Source organism: Campylobacter concisus (genome assembly GCF_003048535.1).
Classification (GTDB): domain Bacteria; phylum Campylobacterota; class Campylobacteria; order Campylobacterales; family Campylobacteraceae; genus Campylobacter_A; species Campylobacter_A concisus_S.
Window position 1 is genome coordinate 100,809 of the sequence record NZ_PIRQ01000005.1, and the last position, 20,045, is coordinate 120,853.

Below are 20,045 nucleotides of genomic sequence, written 5' to 3' on the forward strand. Positions count from 1 at the left end.
CCCGCTAAATTTCTTTACTACCAAATTTCATAATCCAAGAATTTTAACATTGCAAAGCCAAAAAATCTAAATTTTAACTTCACTATTTGTGGTTAAATTTTATATTTAAATACAAAAGCAGATATTTTTAAATTTATTTAAACGCCAAAAAACTCATAAAATTTCCCCACTTAAATGTGCTCTCGACTCGCTTAAAGCCAGTGTTTAGGGCTAAGCTTCTATTTTCTTCTTCGGTGTATGGCACCAGCACATTTTCAAGCGCCTCTCTCTTTTGAGCGATCTCGTAGCGTGAGTAGCCTTGCGCCTGCTTGTAGTCTTCATAAATTTCTATGACACTTTTAGTAAGTTTTTTATCTTCAAAGATGATCTTTTCACTAAACAAAAAAACTCCATTTTCATTTAGTCCGTTATAAATTTTTTGCACTAGGTCAGCCCTTTTTGGCGGTCTGATAAACTGCAAAGTATAGTTTGCCAAAACTGCATCAAAGCCCGCTAGCTCACACTTTAAAATATCATCAAGCAAAAATTTTATCTTTGCTCCATATGCCTTTGCCTTGTTTTTAGCATTTGCTAGCATAGCTTCAGAGTTATCCACACCGCTTAGCACGAGGTCGTTTCTAAGGTTGTTTAGCAAAAGCAGGCTATTTGCCGTAGAGCAGCCAAGGTCGCATACACTTGCATCTTTTGGCAAAATTTTAGCTAGCAGTTTTGCGTTTAAATTTGAACTAACGTCGTAAAATGGCACCGAGCGCGAGATCATATCATCAAAAACGCTCGCCACAAAGTCATCAAATTCAAACTGCTTACTTATAGGCTCTTTAAAAATTTCATCTCTCATATACCAGCTCCATATCCGTCAAAGTATCTCATCGTCTCTCCAAAAAAGAGATCGCACACGCCCACGCACTGTCTAGCCTCGTTTATATCGCGTTTTATCTGCTCTTTTAGCTCGCTAAGATTATTAAATTTCTTATTATCGCGCAAACGTTTTATGAAGCAAACGGCAACGTGCTTCGTCACTTTTGGCGCTACCTCGTCTAAGATGTGCGTCTCGACGCTAAAATTTCCGTCCGTGCTAAGCCTATTGCCTATAAATGTGACCGAGCCGTAGGTATATGAGCCCATCCTAGTTCTTGTCGCATAGACGCCCTCGCGCGGCAAAAGATAGCTTTTTATCTCTAAATTTAGCGTAGCAACCAGCTCTTTTGCGCCGATGCCCTGCCCTTTTATCACGTTGCCCTCGATCGAGTACTCCCTGCCTATTAGCCTGTTTGCCTCTTCGATGTTGCCTTGGCGTATCAGCTCTCTGATGGATGAGCTATGCACGCCCATACCGTCATAACAAACCTCGTCAACGACGACCACCTCACCATCAAAAATTCTTTTCAAATCGTGCTTGTCCCATGCTCTATTTCTGCCAAATCTAAAATCAAAGCCAACAACGATCTTTTTTAAATTTTTAAAATCATGTTTTAGCAGTGCAATAAATTCCTCACCGCTAAGCCCTTTAATGGTATCAAAATCATACAAAAAGCAAGGATAATTTGAGTACTCCGCTCGCTTTAGCTTTGGCGTGATGTTGGCTTTATTCTTATCGATCACGACAAGTCCGCCAAACTCGCCTAGCTGCTTTAAAAGCTGTTTATGCCCTCTATGCACGCCGTCAAAATGCCCGATCGCAACGGCAGTGATATTATCTTTTGTTAAAAGCGTAGAAAAATTCGGCATTTCCCTCTTTCCCTTTTACTTCGCACTCTTTGCAAGCTATCATTTTAAATCCTAAGCTATTAGCCATCACTTCAAATCTCTTCATCGCTAAATTTATAGCTTTCATATCAGTGACGACGCCTTTTTTATTTCGTTTTACACCGACGCCCACTTCAAATTGTGGCTTAAAGAGTGTGATGATGAGCGAATTTGTGCTTGCTAAATCGCCTATGGCTGGCAAAATTTCAGCCAACGAGATAAAGCTAACATCGCAAGTTATTAGATCAAATTTATCTTGCTCTTGCTTAGCAAACTCTCTGATATCGGTCTTTTCATAAATTTTTACTCGCTCATCACTTCTTAGACTGGCATCTAACTGATCAGTGCCAACATCAACGCCTGTTACGCTCTTTACGCCACGCTCAAGTAAAATTTGCATAAAGCCGCCAGTTGAGCTGCCGATATCAAGCGCATTTTTGCCAGTTAGATCAAATTTCACCGTCTCCAAAAAGCTTTTTAGCTTAAGTGCCCCTCGCCCAACATAAATTTCATCAAGCAGCGAAATTTTAGCCTCACTAACCTCGCTTGAAACCTTGGTGCAAATTTCGCCATTTGTTAGCACCTTGCCAGATTTAATTAGCTCGCTCGCCTTGTTTCTACTGATATTTAAAACGCTTGCGACATAGTTATCAAACCTCAAGTTTTAGCCTCTCATATTCGCTCTCATCGATCACCAGCACGCCTAGCTCATTTGCTTTTTCTAGCTTACTGCCAGCCTCCTCGCCGGCTAAGACAAAGTCCGTTTTTTTAGAAACTGAGCTTGAAACCTTTGCACCAAAACTCTCAAGCTCCGCCTTTATCTCATCTCTTGGGCGACTTAGCGTGCCAGTTATCACGACCGTTTTGCCACTTAGTGCATTTGAGATGCTCTGCGCCTGCGTCACGCTTGGCTGCACGATCTGGCTAAGGGCTAAAATTTCTGCTCTATTTACCTCGGCAAAGTCAATTAGGCTATTTGCCATCTCCGCACCAAAGCCCTCAAGCGAGACAAGCTCCTCAAAGCTAGCATCAAGCCAGCCTAGCCCAAAGCTACTTGCTAGCTTTTTGGCCGCCACTTCGCCGATATGCTCGCAGCCAAGACCCGTGATAAAGCGCGATAGCTCCGCACCTTTGCTAGCTTCGATCGCATTTAAAAGGTTATTTACCTTTTTCTCTTTAAAGCCCTCAAGCGCCATGAGATCATCAAATTTAAGGCCATAAATGTCTTTTATACAGGAAATTAGCCCCTTATCAAATAGCAAATTTACGATCGCGTCGCCAAGGCCGTCTATATTTAGGCATTTTTTCGACGCATAGTGGATGATAGAGCCAACTACTCTTGCCCTGCAACTTAAATTTTGACACTTCAAAAACGCTCCCTCATCAAGCAAGTGCGAGCCGCAAACTGGGCAAAATTTAGGCCTCTCTATCGCCTGCTCGCTGCCATCGCGCCTATCCTTATAAACCTTTGTGATCTTTGGTATAACATCACCTGAGCGGATGATACCGATATAGTCGTTTTTCATGACGCCAAGACGCTCGATCTCGTCAAAGTTATGAAGCGTGGCGGATTTTACATTTGCGCCATCGATATTTACCTCATCAAGCACGCCAACAGGTGTTACTACGCCGCTTCTGCCAACCTGAAGCGCGACGTCTTTTAGCCTAGTCACCTTTTCAATAGCTGGAAATTTAAACGCCACCATAAATTTTGGAAATTTAACAGTATAGCCCAGCTCTTCGCAGCGTGCAAGGTCGTTTACACGTATCACCATGCCATCCATCATTACGCTCTTTGCCTCACGATTTGCCAAAAGCTCATTATACGCAGCCTCGAGCTCATCTTTTTTTAAAATTTTGAAAAAATCATCTCTTTCAAAACCAAGATCTCGCACAAATTTCATCACCTCGCTGTGATCTTTTAGCCCAAGGCTCTGCTCGCCCACACCCCAAGGTATGAAAAGTAGCTTTCTTTTAGCAGTGACTGCGCTATCAAGCTGTCTTAGGCTTCCGGCAGCTGCATTTCTAGGGTTTGAAAGCGGCGCCTCGCCATTTTTTACGCGCTCTGCGTTTAGAAGCTCAAAATCTTCTTTTTTTATAACGACCTCGCCCCTGATTTCAATTAGCCCTTTGTAATCAATGCTCTTTAAAACAGAATTTATCGTCTTTGCATTTTGTGTCACGTCTTCGCCTGTAACGCCATCACCCCTAGTAATCGCCCTAACCAAAACGCCGTTTTCATAAAGCAAATTTAAGCTCGCTCCATCAAATTTTGGCTCAGCAACAAAGACCAAATCTTCTTTCTCGCCACGCTTTAGCCACGCATCAAGCTCGGCTAGATCAAAAATATCTTCCATGCTCCACATGCGTTTGATGTGATTAGCCTTGCTAAAGCCCTCTTTTACGGTGCCGCCCACGCGTTTTGTAGGTGAAAAGATAGAAATTTCGCTTGGATTTGCCTGCTCATACTCAAGCACCGCGTGATATAGCGCGTCGTACTCCTCGTCGCTTGCAAGTGGCTCATCCTCGTCGTAGTAGGCCTTTGCCCATGTATTTAGCGTATCTACCGCTTTTTCGTACTCTTGTTTTGTCATTTTTGCTCCAAATTTACACCGCATTTTATCTTAAACATACTTTATAAATGATCCAATTTTAGCTCTCTCGTATCAAAAAGATGGACATTTTTATAGACCTTTGCTATCTCATCCCTCGCTCTCATCAGCGCAAAGCCAAGTAAATTTTGCCCTCTCCACTTCATAGGATTTTGCGCATTTTCATCGCTTGCGGCTAAACCTATGCCCCAAATTTTATCAACTGGGCTTGCCTCAACCAAAACTTTACTCCCAGTTTGGAGCAAAAAGTCTCGCAAAGAAGTATTTTGGCTAAATTTTAGATAGCTTGCATTTAGCACGACGCTAAATTTGACCTCGTCCCAGACCTTAGCGTTAAAGCCTCTCACCTGCCTGCCAAGCGCCTTCATTTGCACTGGATCTTTGGCAGATAAAATTTGCTCCAAAGCCTCTTTATCGCCAAAGCACTCAGCCTTTTTAGCCATCATGTATTGCTCGGCGCAAGCGTATCTCACCTCATCTTGCCAAAAGCTAGAGGCGTACCACTGGCTTAGGCAGCTGGCACTTATACTTGCACCCTTTTGATGACCCCAAAATAATAAAAACTTGCCAACAGCACCTGCGTTGTAGCGCTTTTTTAGCCACGCTAGATCATATCTTGGCTCACGCTCCCAAAGATCTAGCAAAAATTCATTATAAGTAAAAAGTGTGCTATCATCATCACTAAGCCTCTCATCCCAGTATCCGCGCCACGTTGCAGGCTCAGCAAATAGCTGCTGATACTGGCGCTGCTCATCTTGGCTGAGTGTTTTTAGCCAGTCGTTAAATTTAAACTTATAATCCTCGCCGCAGCCCATCCTCCAGCCTATAGAAAAGGGGCTAATCTCTGGAAATTTGATCCAAGGTGGCGGCAATAAATTTTTCATCTGGCCTCTTTTATCAAATTTGGCCCAGCGCCCTACCAAAGCGTGGCTTGGCTCATCGCCTCATGCATATCAAAAAGCTGCTTGTGCTCGGCTACATCGTGCGTCCTTATGATCTGCGCGCCATTTTCGAAGGCTTTTAGATGCAGATAAAGCGAGCCTGGTAAGCGGTCTTTAACCTCGCTTGGGTAGTAGTGATTTATAACTGATTTACGGCTGGCACCTACTAGTAGCGGGCAATCAAATTTCAAAAAATGCTCCAAATGCTTAATAAGCAGTAAATTTTGTTCAGCCGTCTTGCCAAAGCCGATGCCAACGTCAAGTACTATCTTTTTAGCGCCAAGCTCCCTTGCTAGGACGATCTTTTGCTCAAAAAAGTCTGAAATTTCGCCGATTAAGTCGTTGTATTTTGGCGCAATCTGCATGGTAGCAGGGTCTCCTTGCATGTGCATCATGCAAAACTGGGCGTCGTATCTTGCAGCAAGCGAGGCTAAATTTGCATTTGCCGTGATGTCATTTATCATCTTAAAGCCGTGATTTAGCGCAAATTCTAAGCAATACTCATCAAAGCTATCAAGGCTAAATTTCGCCTTTTCGTGTAAATTTAGCCTATAAATTTCTTCAATGATGTCTTTTATGCGCCTAAACTCCTCCTCACGTCCGCAATACTCGCTCCCTGGCCTTGAGCTAACGCCGCCAAGGTCGATGTAGTCAGCACCTGCTTCTATCATCGCTTCTATTTTTGCTATGCCATTTTGCGTATTTATGCGGCTTTGCTCGTTAAAACTATCTGAATTTATATTTGCCACGCCCATTATAAGAGGCTTTGCGGGCTTTATAAATTTAGTCTCTAAAAAGACGGCAAGCTTTTTAAGCCCAAAGTCTTGTAGCTTCTCTTTTTTAGCTAGCTGCCTAAGCTGCGCGTTTGTCGCCATTAGCAAGGCTTTGTTTAGGCTCTCGCGACCCAAGATCGTATCATTATGCGTCACTAGCTCGGCGCCGACACTTAGGGCGTCTTGTTTTAGGATATTTGCTGCTGGGGTCTTTATCTCATCGATAAAGATAAAATTTATCTCGCTCTTTTCGTGCATGAGCTTCGCGCCAGCCGGGCTTGGCGAGACGGCTTTGCAAATTTCATCAAAGTCGCTTTTGTTATTTATCTTATAAAATTTCAACGTCGTCCTTTCTCAAAGATAGTAAGCAAGAGTGGCATTAAAATGGCGTGAGACTTGGCGTTTAGATCGGCAAGCTTGATGAGCGAGAAAAAATACTCCATCTCCTCGCCGCTAAATTTATACCCACTATCAACCGCCTTTGTCACGATGGCTCCGACAAGCTCTTTTAGCTCGTTTTTGCCAAATTTTTGCGCCTGCTCCTCTGCTATCTTTTGATCGATAAAGCTTGTTAGCTCTTTTAGTCCAAGCGATTTTAAATTTAGCTCAACACTCATTTTTGGCTTTTTTGTGAGCTTATTTTCTATAAGCATTCTCGATCTGATCGTTGGTAGAAGTAAATTTTTACTCTGCGTTACTATTATAAATTTGATATTTCTTGGAGGCTCTTCGATGATCTTTAAAAGTGCATTTTGAGCCTCTGTCCTAAAAGAATTAGCATGTATTACTAAAATTTTTTCATCTTTTTCAGCAATGTAAGCTTCTGCGATGACCTCCTTTGCATTTTCTAGCAAAAAATCATCGCTTATAAAAAATCTTAAATTATTTATGCCAAACTCGCTTTCAAGCTTGGCTTTTAAACTTTCAAAATCGCTTGTAACGACGATTTTATTAAGCATTTAGAGTATCACCTTGGCAAAAAGCGCCGCATCGATGCTTTTATCAAAAATTTTGCAAAGGCTTATTAGTTTAACGTCTAAATTTTCATCACTTGAGCTAAGAGTAAAGCTATTTTGTGCCTGCTCGTCAAATAGCCACATATAACTATCCTCATCACTTTTGGCTAAATTCGCATATCTATCAAGGCTCTTTCCGATATAAAAAAACAAGTATCCGTTTGGAAAAGCAAGACTTAGCATATCTTTTAGAAGCTGCTTTTGCTCATTTGTCTCTATCTCATCAAGTGATGGATAAAGCGATCTTAGGCTAAAAAATGGCAAAAACGGCCTTATGCTTTTTGAATGGTTCATCTTTTTTAAAAGATAAATTTCAAACCATCTTCGCTCTTCATCACTTATAGTTATAAAAGCCCTTCCTTCAAGTAAAAATTTAAGCCTAGATGCGAGCAAAGGCGTCCATTCGACACGCCTTTCCTCCATCCAGCTCATCAAAGGTCCTTCGTCCCTAATAGCCTTTAACGTCCACTGAATAAAATCTTGCATTATTTATCTAGCTTATAAGCATCGTGAAGTACGCGAACTGCTAGCTCACCATATTTTTGATCAACAATCATTGAAATTTTTATCTCGCTTGTTGAGATCATTTGGATATTTATACCCTCTTTTGCAAGCGTTTCAAATGCCAAACATGCTACGCCACTATGGCTTTTCATGCCGACGCCAATAACTGAAACTTTCACGATCGCATCATCAAATTCTATATGTTTTGCAGCTGAGAGCTTTTGCATAGTTTCTTTTGCTAGTTCAAGCTCATTTTGTGGCACTGTAAAGCCTAAATTTGTAGTGCCGTCATGTCCTACGTTTTGGATTATCATATCTACGTTTATGTTTTCATGAGCTAAAGCTGTAAAAATTTCTGCTGCGATGCCAGGCTTATCAACTACGCCTCTTAGTGTTACTCTTGCTTGATTTTTATCTAGTGCTATTCCGCTTACTAAAACTGCTTCCATATTGTCATCTTCCTTTGCTATTAATGTACCTTCATTGTGATTAAAACTACTTCTTGTAATGAGTTTTACATTTAGTTTTTTTGCTAGCTCGACTGAGCGATTTTGTAGTACCTTTGCACCAGCAGAGGCGAGCTCAAGCATCTCATCATAGCTTATCTTCTCAAGTTTTTTTGCCTTTTTTTCTATCCTTGGATCAGTCGTATAAACGCCATCAACATCGGTAAAAATTTCGCATAGATCAGCATCAAGTGCTCCCGCTAATGCAACTGCACTAAGGTCGCTACCACCTCTACCAAGGGTTGTGATATTACCTTTTTCATCTATACCTTGAAAGCCAGCCACAACTACGATTTTGCCGGCTTTTAGCTCGGCTTTTAGCCTAGCAGTCTCTATCCTTTCGATCCTTGCTTTTGTATGAATATCATCAGTAATAATGCCTGCCATCGCACCTGTCATACCTACACACGCATAGCCTTTTGCATTAAGTGCGATCGTTAAAAGCGCGGTCGTTACTTGCTCTCCAGAGCTTAAAAGCATATCAGTGGCGACGCCATCTGGATGTTTTGAAAAATACTCACTATATTCAACCAATTGATTTGTAACTCCGCTCATCGCAGAAACTACCACAACTACGTCTGCACCGCTATTTTTTGTCTCAATGACTCTATTTGCCACAGCTTCGATGCGTTCAAGTGTTCCTACGCTAGTTCCGCCAAATTTTTGAACGATCAACATCAAAAATATCCTTTCTCTTTAAAATAACTCAAAACCTTTTCATAAATAGGCTTTTTAAAGTGATTTATTCCCTCTAAACTTCTACCAAAATCTACAAATTTATACTCGCTAAACTCTGGATGCTCTGTCTTTAAATTTATGCTGGCACCATTTTTAAGTCTAACCAAAAAATATTTTTGTGTCTGTCCATCAAATGGATAAAATTTCTTTGCCGCGTTTGCTGGAAAGTCGTAGCTTAGCCACTGCGGATACTCATCTAAGATATCGATTTTATCAGTTCCGATCTCTTCTTTAAGCTCCCTTTTTAAAGCCTGCTTTGGACTCTCGCCTTCGTCTATTCCGCCTTGAGGAAACTGCCAAATATCATCCATATCCACCCTTTTTGCGACTAGAATTTCACATTTAAATGGATACAAGCTAGACAAAATAACAGCTGCCACATTTGGTCTGTATTTTTTTTGCATGATTTTTCCAAAAAATTTTATTTGGGATAATAACTAAAAAGAGTTAAGAGATAGATAAATAAGACTACTTTTTACGCCGTTTGTAGTAAATCACACAGCCACTAAAAAGTAGCACGTCAACTCCACAAGAAGCCATAAAAAAGATAAATTTTCCAGTCTCTCCGAATATATATCCAGCGTGTAGATCAAGCATAAATTTATAAATTTCAAAAGATTTTGGCATGGTATTTTTTAAAATTTCTCCACTTGCCGTATCGACCACAAGCCTAACGCCGTCACTCTCACTAGCACCTTTTGGTAAGTAAAAAATCATAAATTTTACGCCGTCTTTATTGAGGATAAAATTTAAAGCATCAAACTCATTTCCAAATTTTAAAGTAAAAATTTCATAAGCTTTTTGAAGATTTTCTACCTTTTGCTCATCACTTAAACTAAAGCCATTTTTGCTAGTAAAATTTGGCTTTTTAAATACCTTTTGCTCGCCATAAATTTGATTTATGACCTTAGCAAAGCTCTCATAAGAAAAGTATAGACCGCTAACACAGATAATAAGCAAAATAACCCCCAAATAAAGCCCTAAAAATCCATGTAGCGAATATAAAAATGCAAATTTCTTTGCCTTTAGATTTAGCTTAAAGGCGCTAATAAATTTACTTCTAAATCTCCAAAATTGTATAAACGCTCCAGATAATAAAATTGCAAGTAGTGCAAGCGTCGAAATCGCCACTAGCTCACTTGCAAATTTAGATACATTTTCGTTTTTAAATAGAGCTACTCCTAGATTTTTATGTAAATTTAAAGCTAGTCCTATAAATTTTTCCACACTATTTTCAGAGACTATCTCGCCCGTATAAGGATCTATAAAAAATGATTTAAACTCACCATTCTCGCTTGTGCCACTTACCACATAAGCTCTATTTGCCTCGCCTTTTATCTTTATATAACTAAGGTTAAAATTTGGCCTAGTCTTACTAAAGACCTTTAAAATTTCATCTATTCTTAAAGCACTTTTATTGGTTGCTATGTCTATCTCATCTTTACTAAAAGCTTCAATTATCTCATCGTGATACGAAATAATCGCTCCGCTAATTGAGATTATCAAAAGCGGCAAAGCAAAGATAAGAGCTAAAATTAAGTGAAATTTCCGCCAAATTTTAAACATTTTAAAACTTCAAATTAAAGCCAAGTTCGATCTTTTGTCCATCGACTATCAAAACATCATATCTGCCTGATCTTGTCGTAAAAAACTCGTTAAAGAGATTATGAACGCTTAAGTTTAGGCTGAAATTTTTAGTTACATTGTAGTTTATGCCAAGATCTGCGATAACGTAAGCTCTCATATCATCAGCATAGCTAAATGAGTTTTTAGTTCTACCATAATAATTTATCTGTGACCAGAAATTTAGCCATCTATTTAGCTCGTAGTTCGCTCCAAATTTAAATGTATGAAGCGGATAGTTGTTTAAGCTTTTGCCAACTTCTGATCCATCTTTTTGTTTTGATTTTGTATAAACATAGCTTTGATTTAGTCTAAGAGCATTTGTAACTTGCCACTCATTTGTTAGCTCAACTCCGTAAATTTCAGCCTTACCGATATTTATACTCTCCCAAATACCATTTGGATAAATTTTGCCTTTATGCCTGCAAACACTGCCTCTTGAGCAGATAGGCCTGTAACTTAACATATCTTTAAAACTTGTGTAAAAGCCAGTTAAAGACGTTTCAAAACCTTCATTGTTATTATAAACGCCACCAAATTCATAACTTACACTTGTCTCTGGCTTAAGAGCACTTCTTCCAAGCTGTGCTCCACGTCCTCCAGCAAATGGCAAAGCAAGATCTTGCGTGCGTTGCTTGATATCAGGTGTCGCATAACCTGTGCTAACTCCGCCTTTTAAGGCAAAAAAGTCGTTTAAGTTATAGATACCATAAATTCTTGGTGAAACGTGCGAGCCATAGTTCTCATCGTAGTTATAGCGAATACCTATGCTTAAGATAAAGTCTTTTATAAGGCGATAATCATCTTCAGCATAGACCGAATAATCATATCTTTTTACATTTGCCGCATCTGCTGTGGTGGCCTTTTCGTCAAGCTTTTCTTTTTTGGCATTTACTCCTAAAGTAAAGGCGTTATTATCAGTAAAATATGAGCCTTTTGTATCAAAATTTAGAGTCTTTAGCGTCAAATTTTGTTGTGCTATCTCTTTTATCTTGCCATAAGATAAATAGCTTTGAAGCAAGATATTATCAAGCCTTGCTTCGTGGCTTAAATTTATCACATCGCCCTTTATTCTCTCGCTAGCAACCGAGTTAGTACCAGTTGATAGTGTTTTGCCTTTAGTTCTTTTATATTTCACATCGCTTCTTGCAAGCTCAAGCGTAAGATCATTATTTTCATTTGGCTTTAAAAAGAGCTTCGCGCCAAAATTTCTATCCTTTTGCTCTCTATTTGCATAAGAAATTTTATCTTCTGATTTATTTAAATTTTTACCATAAACAGAAACACTTAAAACATCATCTATTAGCCCAGAGTGCAAATAAAGGCTATTGTAAAACTCGCCACTTATATTTTTATTTCTTGCAAATTTATAGCTTGAGCCAAGATTTGCGCCAAATTCATTGCTAAACTCATCTGTTATGATATTTATAACTCCGCCTAGTGCGTCACTTCCATAAAGCGAGCTCATAGGTCCACGTATCACTTCGATACGGCTTATCGCACTTGCTGGTGGGACGAAACTATATGAGCCTCCAACGCTTCTAAGTCCTTTATAGGCGTTATCGCCTGGTACTGGCATGCCATTTACTAAAATTTTAGTAAATCTTGGAGAGAATCCACGTATAGAAATTCCTCGTCTATTTGCCGCTTCGGGAGTAGTTCCAAAAAGACTTGGGATATCTTTGGTCATGCTCTCGATATCTTTGTGATTTTTCTTTTCTAATGCCTCTTTGGTTATAACACTAAGCGTTGCTGGTGCGTCTTTGATATTTTGCTCAAATCCTGTCGCACTCACTACTTTAACTTCTGGTAGAACTTTATCTTCATTTGCAAAAAGCGGTAAATTTATAAAAATTGCCGCACAAATAGAAATTTTTAATGCACTTTTCACAAAAACTCCTTATAAAAATTTAATGCACATTTTACTAAAATTAAATAATCGTTATCAATATCATACGTAACGCTAAAGGGATTAAATTTAACGCTTGAGGGATAAAATGATAAATTTAGACAAAAAATATGGAACGAGCAAAATATCTCAAAAGGAAAAACAAGTAAGCGTGGAGTTTTTCAAGCAAAGCAGCGGTATTAGCTATCTAAAAAGTGAAATTTTATGTAATGGCAGGATAAAAAGAGATCGTCATAAGTCTAAAAAATACCTATTTTTAATGTTTAATGAGGATAAAAACGATCTTTGCTTTAAGCTTGATAAAAAAGAGTATATCTTAAACAAAGATGAATTTTGCATTGGGCTTGTTAATGATGATTTTAAAGGTATCTTTGAGTATCAAAATAAATTTTATAAGACGAAAACACTACTTTTTGACGAAAGTTACGCAAATAAGCTTGAGATATTTGCTGGACTTAGATTTGATGATAAATTTGAACTTTTGAAATACAAAAAAGATTTAGCTCAAATTTGCGTTTTAAATGAACTTGATACGACAAATTTATATGAAGGCGCAATGAGGGAAATTTTTACCGAGTCAAAAATTTTAGAGCTTATTTATAAAAGCAAAATACGAAAAAAGAGCGAATTCTCACTTAATAGTGATGAAGAAAAGACTCTTTTAAAGGCTAAAACGATCTTGTTAAATCGTATGCAAAATCCTCCAAGCATCAAAGAGCTAGCCCATCTTTGTGGCACAAATGACTTTTGGCTAAAGAAAAATTTTAAGCTATTTTTTAAAGATACGATCTACCAGCTCCTAGCAAAAGAGCGTCTAAAACTAGCTTTTACTCTTTTAGAGCAAAACGATATAAGTATAAAAGAAGCCGCAAATATCGTAGGCTACGCAAATACAGCACATTTTGCAAAAATTTTTAAGATAAATTTTGGCTTTTTACCAAGCAAACTCTTAAAGACAAAAAGCTACTTTTAAACTGCTATAAATGCCAAATTTCTTATAATCGCCAAAATTTAAAAAGAGAGAAATTTGCAAGTTTATATCCATGTGCCATTTTGCGAAAGCAAATGTCCTTATTGTGCCTTTGGCTCAAGCGACGACGAATTTAACAAGGTTAGCAACTATTTTAAGGCACTTTGCTTTGATCTAAATTTTCAGCTACAAAGCCAAAATATAAAAGAAATCTCAACCATCTTTTTTGGTGGCGGCACACCAAGCGTGATAAATGCTAAATTTTATGATGAAATTTTTAGCATTTTAACGCCTCTTTGCACGCGAGAGACCGAGATCACACTTGAAGCAAACCCAAACTCAGCAAGCCTTACTTGGCTAAAGCATGTAAAAAATTTAGGCGCAAATCGCATAAGCTTTGGCGCTCAAAGTTTTTTTGAAGATAAGCTAAAATTTCTGGGGCGTATTCACAGCAGGGAGCAAATTTTTAAAGCTATAGAAAATGCCCAGACAGCTGGCTTTAAGAGCATAAATTTAGACCTCATCTATGACACCAAATTTGACACTAAAAAGCGCCTTTTGGCTGAGGTTGAAAATTTAAAAAGCCTTGCTATCACGCACCTAAGTGCTTACTCGCTCACGCTTGAAGAAAATACTCCATTTGCTGGCAAAAAAAGCTATAAAAAGGATAGCGATAGCCTGGCTAAATTTATGATAGAACAAATTGGGCTTGCTGGCTTTGGGCAGTATGAAATTTCAAATTTCGGTCAAATTTGCAAGCACAATCTTGGCTACTGGCAAGGCAAAAACTACCTTGGTGTAGGGGCTTATAGCGTGGGCTTCGTGGATGGCACGAGATACTACGCCAAAAATAGCATAGATGACTACATCGCACAGCCAACTTACAGAGAAAGAGAAATTTTAAGCCAAAGCGAGCTTGTAAGAGAGCATATATTTTTAGGGCTTAGAAGTATAGTTGGCGTAGAGGCTGGACGCTTAAGTGAGGTCCAGACAAAAAGAGCAAATCTACTTGTAGAAAATGAAAAACTGCTCTTTAAAAATGGTAAATTTTACAATCCAAATTTCTTACTAAGCGACGAGATCGCACTCTTTATCGAGGGCTAAATTTATAAAATTTTGAGCAAAGTCAAGATAAAATACAAAGCTTAAATAAAATTTAATAGAGGCAAAAATGTTTGGAATGAGTTTTTCTGAAATCTTAGTTATCGCCATTATTGCAGTGTTAGTTTTAGGTCCTGACAAGCTGCCAAGCGCGATGGTTCAGATTGCAAAATTTCTAAAAATGTTTAAAAAAGGCATAAACGACGCAAAATCAACATTTGATCAAGAAATGAAGATAGCTGAACTAAAAGAAGATGCTCAAAAATATAAAGAAAGCATAACTAAAAGCACGCAAAGTGTGCGTAAAAAGCTCACTTTTGAAGAGCTTGACGAGATCAAAAAAAGCGCAAATGACATCACAAACGATATACAAAATGTCGTAAGCGATACCAAAAAAACGGTAGAAAATATACAAAATCCAACAAATTTAGTTAAAGATGCGATCTTAAACGATAAAAAAGAGGCGTAATGTTTGAAGAGCTAAGACCCCATTTAATCGAACTTAGAAAGAGACTTTTTATAAGCATAGTAAGCGTTTTTGTCTGCTTTGGCATCTGCTTTACGTTTTGGAATCCGCTGCTTGCATGGATGAGCGAACCACTAAAACAGGTATTGCCAGCTGGCTCAAATATCATATTTACTCAAATTCAAGAGCCATTTTTTACAGCGATGAAGGTTGCATTTTTTGCTGGTGTCGTGATCGCGCTACCTATCATTTTTTGGCAGTTTTGGCTATTTGTCGCTCCTGGGCTTTATGACAATGAAAAAAAATATGTGATCCCATTTGTCATCTCAGCTTCATTTATGTTTGCGTGTGGAGCGGCATTTTGTTATTACGTGGTGATTCCACTTGGCTTTGCATTTTTGGTAAATTTTGGTGGCCAGCTCTTTACGGCACTACCAAGCATTGGCGAGTATGTTGGCTTTTTTGCAAAACTACTAATTGGCTTTGGAATTTCATTTGAGCTACCAGTCATTACATTTTTCTTAGCAAAGATCGGACTTGTCGATGACAAGATGCTAAAAGATTACTTCAGATACGCTGTTGTTATTATCTTTATCTTTGCAGCTATCGTTACACCACCTGATGTGATAAGTCAAGTCTTAATGGCACTACCACTCATCGGACTTTATGGAATTTCAATAATCGTCGCTAAAAGAGCCAACAAGAGCGACGGTGAAGACGAAAAAGAAGAACAAGACAGCGACGTAGCAAGCGATGAGTAATATAAACGACGTCTCAAGTTATGATTATTTTTTACCAGAAGAGCTCATCGCGAAAGAGCCAATTTTGCCAAAAGAAGAGGCAAGATTACTTGTCTATTTTAAAAATACAAAAGAGATAAAACACTACAAATTTAAAGATCTCTCCAGCCTTATTCCAGACGATGCTGCAGTTATTTTTAATAATACAAAAGTTATCAAAGCTCGCATTTTAGGACAAAAAGAAAGCGGCGGGGCTTGCGAAGTGATGCTAAATCAGCCCATAGGCGAAAATAAATTTAGCGTCTATATAAGAGGCAAAGTAAGCGCTGGTAGTGTTTTAAATTTTCCTGATAACCTAAAAGTAAATGTGCTTGAGCTAAATGATGATGGCACAAGAGTGGTAAATTTTACGCAAAATGGCGTTTTGCTTGATAATGTTCGCCTTTTTAATGAGCTTGAAAAGATCGGTCATGTTCCACTTCCACCATACATTAAAAGAGCCGATACAAAGGATGATGAGAGCTGGTATCAAAGCATATTTGCCAAAAATAGCGGCGCAGTCGCGGCTCCGACAGCTAGCCTTCACATAAGTGAACAAATGCTAGAGCAGATAAAAGCAAAGCATGAAGTAGCCTATATTACGCTCCACGTTGGTGCTGGGACATTTAAAGGCGTGGAGTGCCAAAACATAAATGACCACAAAATGCACTCAGAATTTTACGAGCTAAGCGAGCAAGCTCAAGAGATTATAAATTCTAATAAACCAATTCTTGGCGTTGGTACGACAGTTACTAGATGCGTTGAAGAATTTGCAAGAAGTAAGCAAGCAAGCGGCTTTTGCAAGCTATTTTTAAACCTAAATAATAAGCCTATCAGGCAAAACTACCTTCTTACAAATTTTCATCTACCAAAATCAACTCTAATAATGCTGGTTACTAGCTTCATAGGGCTTGAAGAGACGATGAGGATTTATAAAACGGCAGTTGATGAAAAGTATAGATTTTACTCATACGGCGACGGGATGTTGATAATATGAAAGATAAACCTATCGATATCATAAACAGAATGGAAATTTTTCTTAGCGCCATATACCAAGATGCGCAAGATACTAAGAATTCCATCATTTTTAGCTACGATCCAAGTTATCCAAGGCTTTTAAAATTTGATGCCACAAATCTCATAAAAACACTTGAAAATATTTGCAAATTTTTCCTTTACTCTACCGAATATGCAGACATTTACATTCTCTTTCAACTTAAAAATTATAGTCCCAAATCTGTACATTTTGACATTAAGATAAAATCTAGCCATAGCGTAATGAGACCAAGTCATTACTATCTCAGCAAGATAAATGACTATCTAAAAAAAGCAAATGAATCTATGATCTCTCACAATGATGGAGAATTTTTAATATCTTTTAGTGCGGCGCTAACAGGCGATAGAGCTATCCAAAGACAAATAAATATCAAAAATCAAACAAATACAAATATCTTAGTTGCTTGCGATGACGATGCTTTGTTTGACACCATTAGTGCTCAGATAAATTTTTTAGGTCTAAAAGTTATCGGCAAAAACGACCTTAGCAATCTAATGAGACACATAAAAGATTCTATTTTTACCCCATTTGTTATTTTTATTGATAGTAAAATTTTAAAAAATGAAGCGATGCTAGAAGATATACTTGAGTTTAAAAATATTAAGAATTTTCGTATCGTAGCCATTTGCAAAAACGATGAGTCGGCTAACGATCTGCCAAATCATGTCACAGTATTAAAGCAGCCTTTTAGCACTGATAATTTTCAACTTGCTTTAAAAAAATCACTTGAACAATAGCCTAGAACCGATTTTAAATATAAAATTTTATTTTATCCCAAGATATCTTTTTAAAATAATAGTGGCCGAAATGCTATCTAGCCTACCATCTCGTTTTGTATTTGTGTAAATTTCACTTGCCTCACTGCTGCTAAAGGCTTCATCTTGATAGACAATATTTGCCTTTACATCAAGAAGTGAAACAAAATGCTCGATGCGTCTTCTCATCTCATCTTCGCTACTACCGCCGATTGGCACACCTACCACTAGCGTATCTGGGGTATATTCATTTACCTTTTGGCTCACATCTCTTGCGGCTTGATTTCTATTTTTTCTAAGCACTGGCTCAAGCGGAGTCACGATCTCGCCAAAACCAAAAGCAAGCCCTATTCGCTTTAACCCAACATCAATAGCCATAAATTTCTCTCTCATAGCACGCTCTTTACTCTTAGATTTGAAATTTCAACCAACCCTTCAAGCTCGTACTCATAGATGATATCGCCAAATTTTGCCAAAACTTCATCAAGACTTACGCCATTTTTACAAAATTTTAAGATCTCATCACTAGTTTTTTCTTGCTCTTTTATCTCGCCAAAAAGTGAAGCAAATTTATGATAGTCATCAATAAGCTCAGCTTTTTTATTTGCAAGCAAAAAATTTGTCCCATCGCTTTCACCCATGCGTTGTGGCAGTACATAAACTGGAATTTTAAGCTCATTTGCAAGCCTCGCACTTTGCATAGAGCCACTTTTAAGATCAGCTTGCGCGACAACTAGAGCTTCACAAAACCCCACAACTATGCGGTTTCGCTCCAAAAATCTATAAGCAAGTGGCGGCTCACCTTCATCATACTCACTAAGAGCCAGGGCTTTGGTGTAAATTTCATTTATCGCCACTTTATTTTGGCTTGGATAGATGGTGTCAAGCCCACTCGCAAAAATGCCAATCGTTCGTGGCATAGCAGCTTTATGAGCTGCGATATCAACGCCGATAGCTCCGCCACTTACTACACAGACATTTGCACTTTTTAGTGCTGCGCAAAGTGCTGTGACGCACTCTTTTGTATAAACACTTGCCTTTCTTGAGCCAACAACTGCGATCTTTGGTAAAGATAAAAGTGAAGTATCTCCGATAAAATTTAGCTGCTTTGGTGGATTTTTTAGTCTATTTAGTGGCTCTGGGATAAAGTCAAGTCTCATAAAATATCTTTTAAATAAACCACATCAACATCTTTTAAAAGATTATTTTTGCTCTCTTTTATCACTGCAATCGTATTTTTCTTTGGATGCCCGATGGCGATCGCATAGCCTCTTTTTTTGGCCAAATTTACAGCAGCCACAAGCTCACGCCTAACAGCACTAGCCGATGGATCGTCGTCTAAAAATATATCTCTTGAAATGTATGGCTGATTATGTTTTTTTGCGGCTCTTGCTACTACGGTTTGGGCGATAGTTTTGCTGTCAACAAAGACAAAGCCCTGCTCTATCAGCGCCCTATAAGCCTTATCCATAGCGTCAAAATCGCTTGTAAAGCGCGATCCTGTGTGGTTGTTTGTATATTTTGCACGCGGGAAGTCTTTGCGTATCTTTTTTATCTTTTCGTGCATGCTCTCAAAACTCTCGTTGATCGTGAGAGTACCTATTTCTGGGCTATCAAAGTGTTTTGCTTGCATCGGAAGATGTATCATATAAAACTCAAATGTTCTTGCGATATTTGGAGTATCTGGATGAGTCTTTGTCGCTGGAAAAATAGACGGCGTGATTTTTAAGCCAAGTGACTTTATCATACTTGCATGTTCAAATGTCGCCACATCGTCTATTATGATAACGAGCTTTGCACGCCCTTTTATGCTGGCATTTGGCGTAAAAGGTACCGCTTCAAAGCTATCTTTTTTTATATTTTTTTCTTTATATTTTGTTTTTTCTATCTTTTTGGTAGTTAAATTTTCAGCTTTTTTAGCTGGCTCGACTTTTATGTTCTCGCTTTTAAATTTCTCTTTTTTTTCTATTTCAGTACTTTTATTTTGATCGACTTTTACTTCAAAATTTTGAGATTTTAGCTCGATTTTTTGTTCGGTTTTTGAGCTATAAAATGGCTCTATCTTTTGTTCATTTTCTATTACGCTAGGCTCTGTATTCTTATAACTTGCAAGCAAATTTTTAGTATCGTTTTGCTCTTTTTTTATCTCTTCTTTTTTGACTTCGCTTTTTACTTCAGCTATCTTTTTTTGCTCTTTTGGCTCAACTTTTGAATTTAAAACAAGCTCACTTTTATGCTTAGGATCGGTAAAAATTTTACTTAAATTTTCATCTTCATCAAATTTTAGAGGGTATTTTCTCTTTTCGTATTCTTGTTTTTTCTCTTTACTGGCAACCTTTGGCTCAGCTTTTTTTGGAATTTGCTTCTCTATTTTTGGCTCATTTGCTTTACTTATCTGTTCTGCACCATTATTTTTTATACTAAGAGCCACGCTAAGTGCTATTATTAAAATAGCCGCGATAATGCCGATACCAAGATAGGTTTTGTTGTTAGAGCGACCTGTACTTTTTTTTGCAGGTCGCTTCTTTGTGGTCTTTTTTTCGCTCAAG

General features: G+C 38.2%; 21 protein-coding genes. 6 read left to right on the plus strand and 15 right to left on the minus strand.

All coding sequences use genetic code 11. From position 1 onward, the window contains the following. Nucleotides 1–133: 133 nt before the first annotated feature. From cmoA to CVS93_RS06040, 12 genes are all read right to left on the minus strand, one after another. On the minus strand, nt 134–838 hold the full coding sequence (cmoA, locus tag CVS93_RS05985) for a carboxy-S-adenosyl-L-methionine synthase CmoA (RefSeq protein ID WP_107686952.1): 705 nt from the start codon (nt 836–838) through the stop codon (nt 134–136). Further along, a complete protein-coding gene (locus CVS93_RS05990) occupies nt 835–1,728 on the minus strand; it encodes a bifunctional riboflavin kinase/FAD synthetase (RefSeq protein ID WP_107686953.1) in 894 nt (297 codons plus the stop codon). The genes cmoA and CVS93_RS05990 overlap by 4 nt, the downstream gene beginning before the upstream one ends. Beyond that, nucleotides 1,694–2,407 carry a TlyA family RNA methyltransferase gene (locus CVS93_RS05995; protein ID WP_107686954.1) on the minus strand — a complete coding sequence of 238 codons (714 nt, stop codon included), beginning with the start codon at nt 2,405–2,407 and terminating at the stop codon, nt 1,694–1,696. Before CVS93_RS05995 ends, CVS93_RS05990 begins: the two co-directional genes overlap by 35 nt. After that, nucleotides 2,397–4,340: an NAD-dependent DNA ligase LigA gene (gene ligA / locus CVS93_RS06000; protein WP_107686955.1), complete on the minus strand. Its 1,944-nt coding sequence runs from the start codon at nt 4,338–4,340 to the stop codon at nt 2,397–2,399. Before ligA ends, CVS93_RS05995 begins: the two co-directional genes overlap by 11 nt. Nucleotides 4,341–4,381: 41 nt before the next feature. Continuing rightward, entirely contained in the window at nt 4,382–5,242 is an 861-nt protein-coding gene (locus tag CVS93_RS06005) for an NADAR family protein (protein ID WP_107686956.1), read from the minus strand. A gap of 32 nt (nt 5,243–5,274) precedes the next feature. Then, a complete protein-coding gene (gene folP / locus CVS93_RS06010; protein ID WP_107686957.1) occupies nt 5,275–6,414 on the minus strand; it encodes a dihydropteroate synthase in 1,140 nt (379 codons plus the stop codon). Continuing rightward, entirely contained in the window at nt 6,411–7,031 is a 621-nt protein-coding gene (locus tag CVS93_RS06015) for a DNA polymerase III subunit delta' (protein ID WP_107686958.1), read from the minus strand. Before CVS93_RS06015 ends, folP begins: the two co-directional genes overlap by 4 nt. Next, nucleotides 7,032–7,574, minus strand: a complete 543-nt coding sequence (locus CVS93_RS06020) for a HobA family DNA replication regulator (RefSeq protein ID WP_072594585.1) — start codon at nt 7,572–7,574, stop codon at nt 7,032–7,034. It lies immediately after the preceding gene. Then, a complete protein-coding gene (locus CVS93_RS06025) occupies nt 7,574–8,776 on the minus strand; it encodes an aspartate kinase (protein WP_021091541.1) in 1,203 nt (400 codons plus the stop codon). Before CVS93_RS06025 ends, CVS93_RS06020 begins: the two co-directional genes overlap by 1 nt. Continuing rightward, nucleotides 8,776–9,240, minus strand: a complete 465-nt coding sequence (locus tag CVS93_RS06030; RefSeq protein ID WP_021091471.1) for an RNA pyrophosphohydrolase — start codon at nt 9,238–9,240, stop codon at nt 8,776–8,778. The genes CVS93_RS06025 and CVS93_RS06030 overlap by 1 nt, the downstream gene beginning before the upstream one ends. Nucleotides 9,241–9,304: 64 nt before the next feature. Beyond that, nucleotides 9,305–10,402: a PepSY-associated TM helix domain-containing protein gene (locus CVS93_RS06035; protein ID WP_107686959.1), complete on the minus strand. Its 1,098-nt coding sequence runs from the start codon at nt 10,400–10,402 to the stop codon at nt 9,305–9,307. 1 nt (nt 10,403) lies between these two features. Continuing rightward, a complete protein-coding gene (locus tag CVS93_RS06040) occupies nt 10,404–12,350 on the minus strand; it encodes a TonB-dependent receptor domain-containing protein (protein WP_107686960.1) in 1,947 nt (648 codons plus the stop codon). A 106-nt stretch (nt 12,351–12,456) separates the two neighbouring features. Here CVS93_RS06040 and CVS93_RS06045 point away from each other — a divergent pair, with 106 nt between their 5' ends. The 6 genes from CVS93_RS06045 to CVS93_RS06075 all read left to right on the plus strand — a co-directional run bounded on the left by CVS93_RS06045 (nt 12,457) and on the right by CVS93_RS06075 (nt 17,478). After that, nucleotides 12,457–13,341 (plus strand): AraC family transcriptional regulator, encoded by an 885-nt coding sequence (locus tag CVS93_RS06045; protein ID WP_107686961.1) that lies wholly within the window; start codon nt 12,457–12,459, stop codon nt 13,339–13,341. 54 nt (nt 13,342–13,395) lie between these two features. After that, entirely contained in the window at nt 13,396–14,442 is a 1,047-nt protein-coding gene (hemW, locus tag CVS93_RS06050) for a radical SAM family heme chaperone HemW (protein WP_107686962.1), read from the plus strand. A 67-nt stretch (nt 14,443–14,509) separates the two neighbouring features. Further along, a complete protein-coding gene (tatB, locus tag CVS93_RS06060) occupies nt 14,510–14,908 on the plus strand; it encodes a Sec-independent protein translocase protein TatB (protein ID WP_087577664.1) in 399 nt (132 codons plus the stop codon). Further along, the gene (gene tatC, locus CVS93_RS06065) at nt 14,908–15,666 is read left to right on the plus strand and encodes a twin-arginine translocase subunit TatC (RefSeq protein ID WP_107686963.1); all 759 of its coding nucleotides are present in this window, start codon (nt 14,908–14,910) and stop codon (nt 15,664–15,666) included. The genes tatB and tatC overlap by 1 nt, the downstream gene beginning before the upstream one ends. Then, nucleotides 15,659–16,681 (plus strand): tRNA preQ1(34) S-adenosylmethionine ribosyltransferase-isomerase QueA, encoded by a 1,023-nt coding sequence (gene queA, locus CVS93_RS06070; protein WP_107686964.1) that lies wholly within the window; start codon nt 15,659–15,661, stop codon nt 16,679–16,681. The genes tatC and queA overlap by 8 nt, the downstream gene beginning before the upstream one ends. Continuing rightward, nucleotides 16,678–17,478 (plus strand): hypothetical protein, encoded by an 801-nt coding sequence (locus CVS93_RS06075; protein WP_107686965.1) that lies wholly within the window; start codon nt 16,678–16,680, stop codon nt 17,476–17,478. Before queA ends, CVS93_RS06075 begins: the two co-directional genes overlap by 4 nt. A 27-nt stretch (nt 17,479–17,505) precedes the next feature. Here the strand turns inward: CVS93_RS06075 and ruvX are convergent, their stop codons facing one another. The 3 genes from ruvX to CVS93_RS06090 are packed head-to-tail and all read right to left on the minus strand — an operon-like array spanning nt 17,506 to nt 20,044. After that, a complete protein-coding gene (gene ruvX / locus CVS93_RS06080) occupies nt 17,506–17,889 on the minus strand; it encodes a Holliday junction resolvase RuvX (protein WP_107686966.1) in 384 nt (127 codons plus the stop codon). Beyond that, the gene (locus CVS93_RS06085) at nt 17,886–18,656 is read right to left on the minus strand and encodes a DNA-processing protein DprA (protein WP_107686967.1); all 771 of its coding nucleotides are present in this window, start codon (nt 18,654–18,656) and stop codon (nt 17,886–17,888) included. The genes ruvX and CVS93_RS06085 overlap by 4 nt, the downstream gene beginning before the upstream one ends. Further along, entirely contained in the window at nt 18,653–20,044 is a 1,392-nt protein-coding gene (locus tag CVS93_RS06090; protein WP_107686968.1) for a divergent polysaccharide deacetylase family protein, read from the minus strand. Before CVS93_RS06090 ends, CVS93_RS06085 begins: the two co-directional genes overlap by 4 nt. Nucleotide 20,045 lies beyond the last annotated feature (1 nt).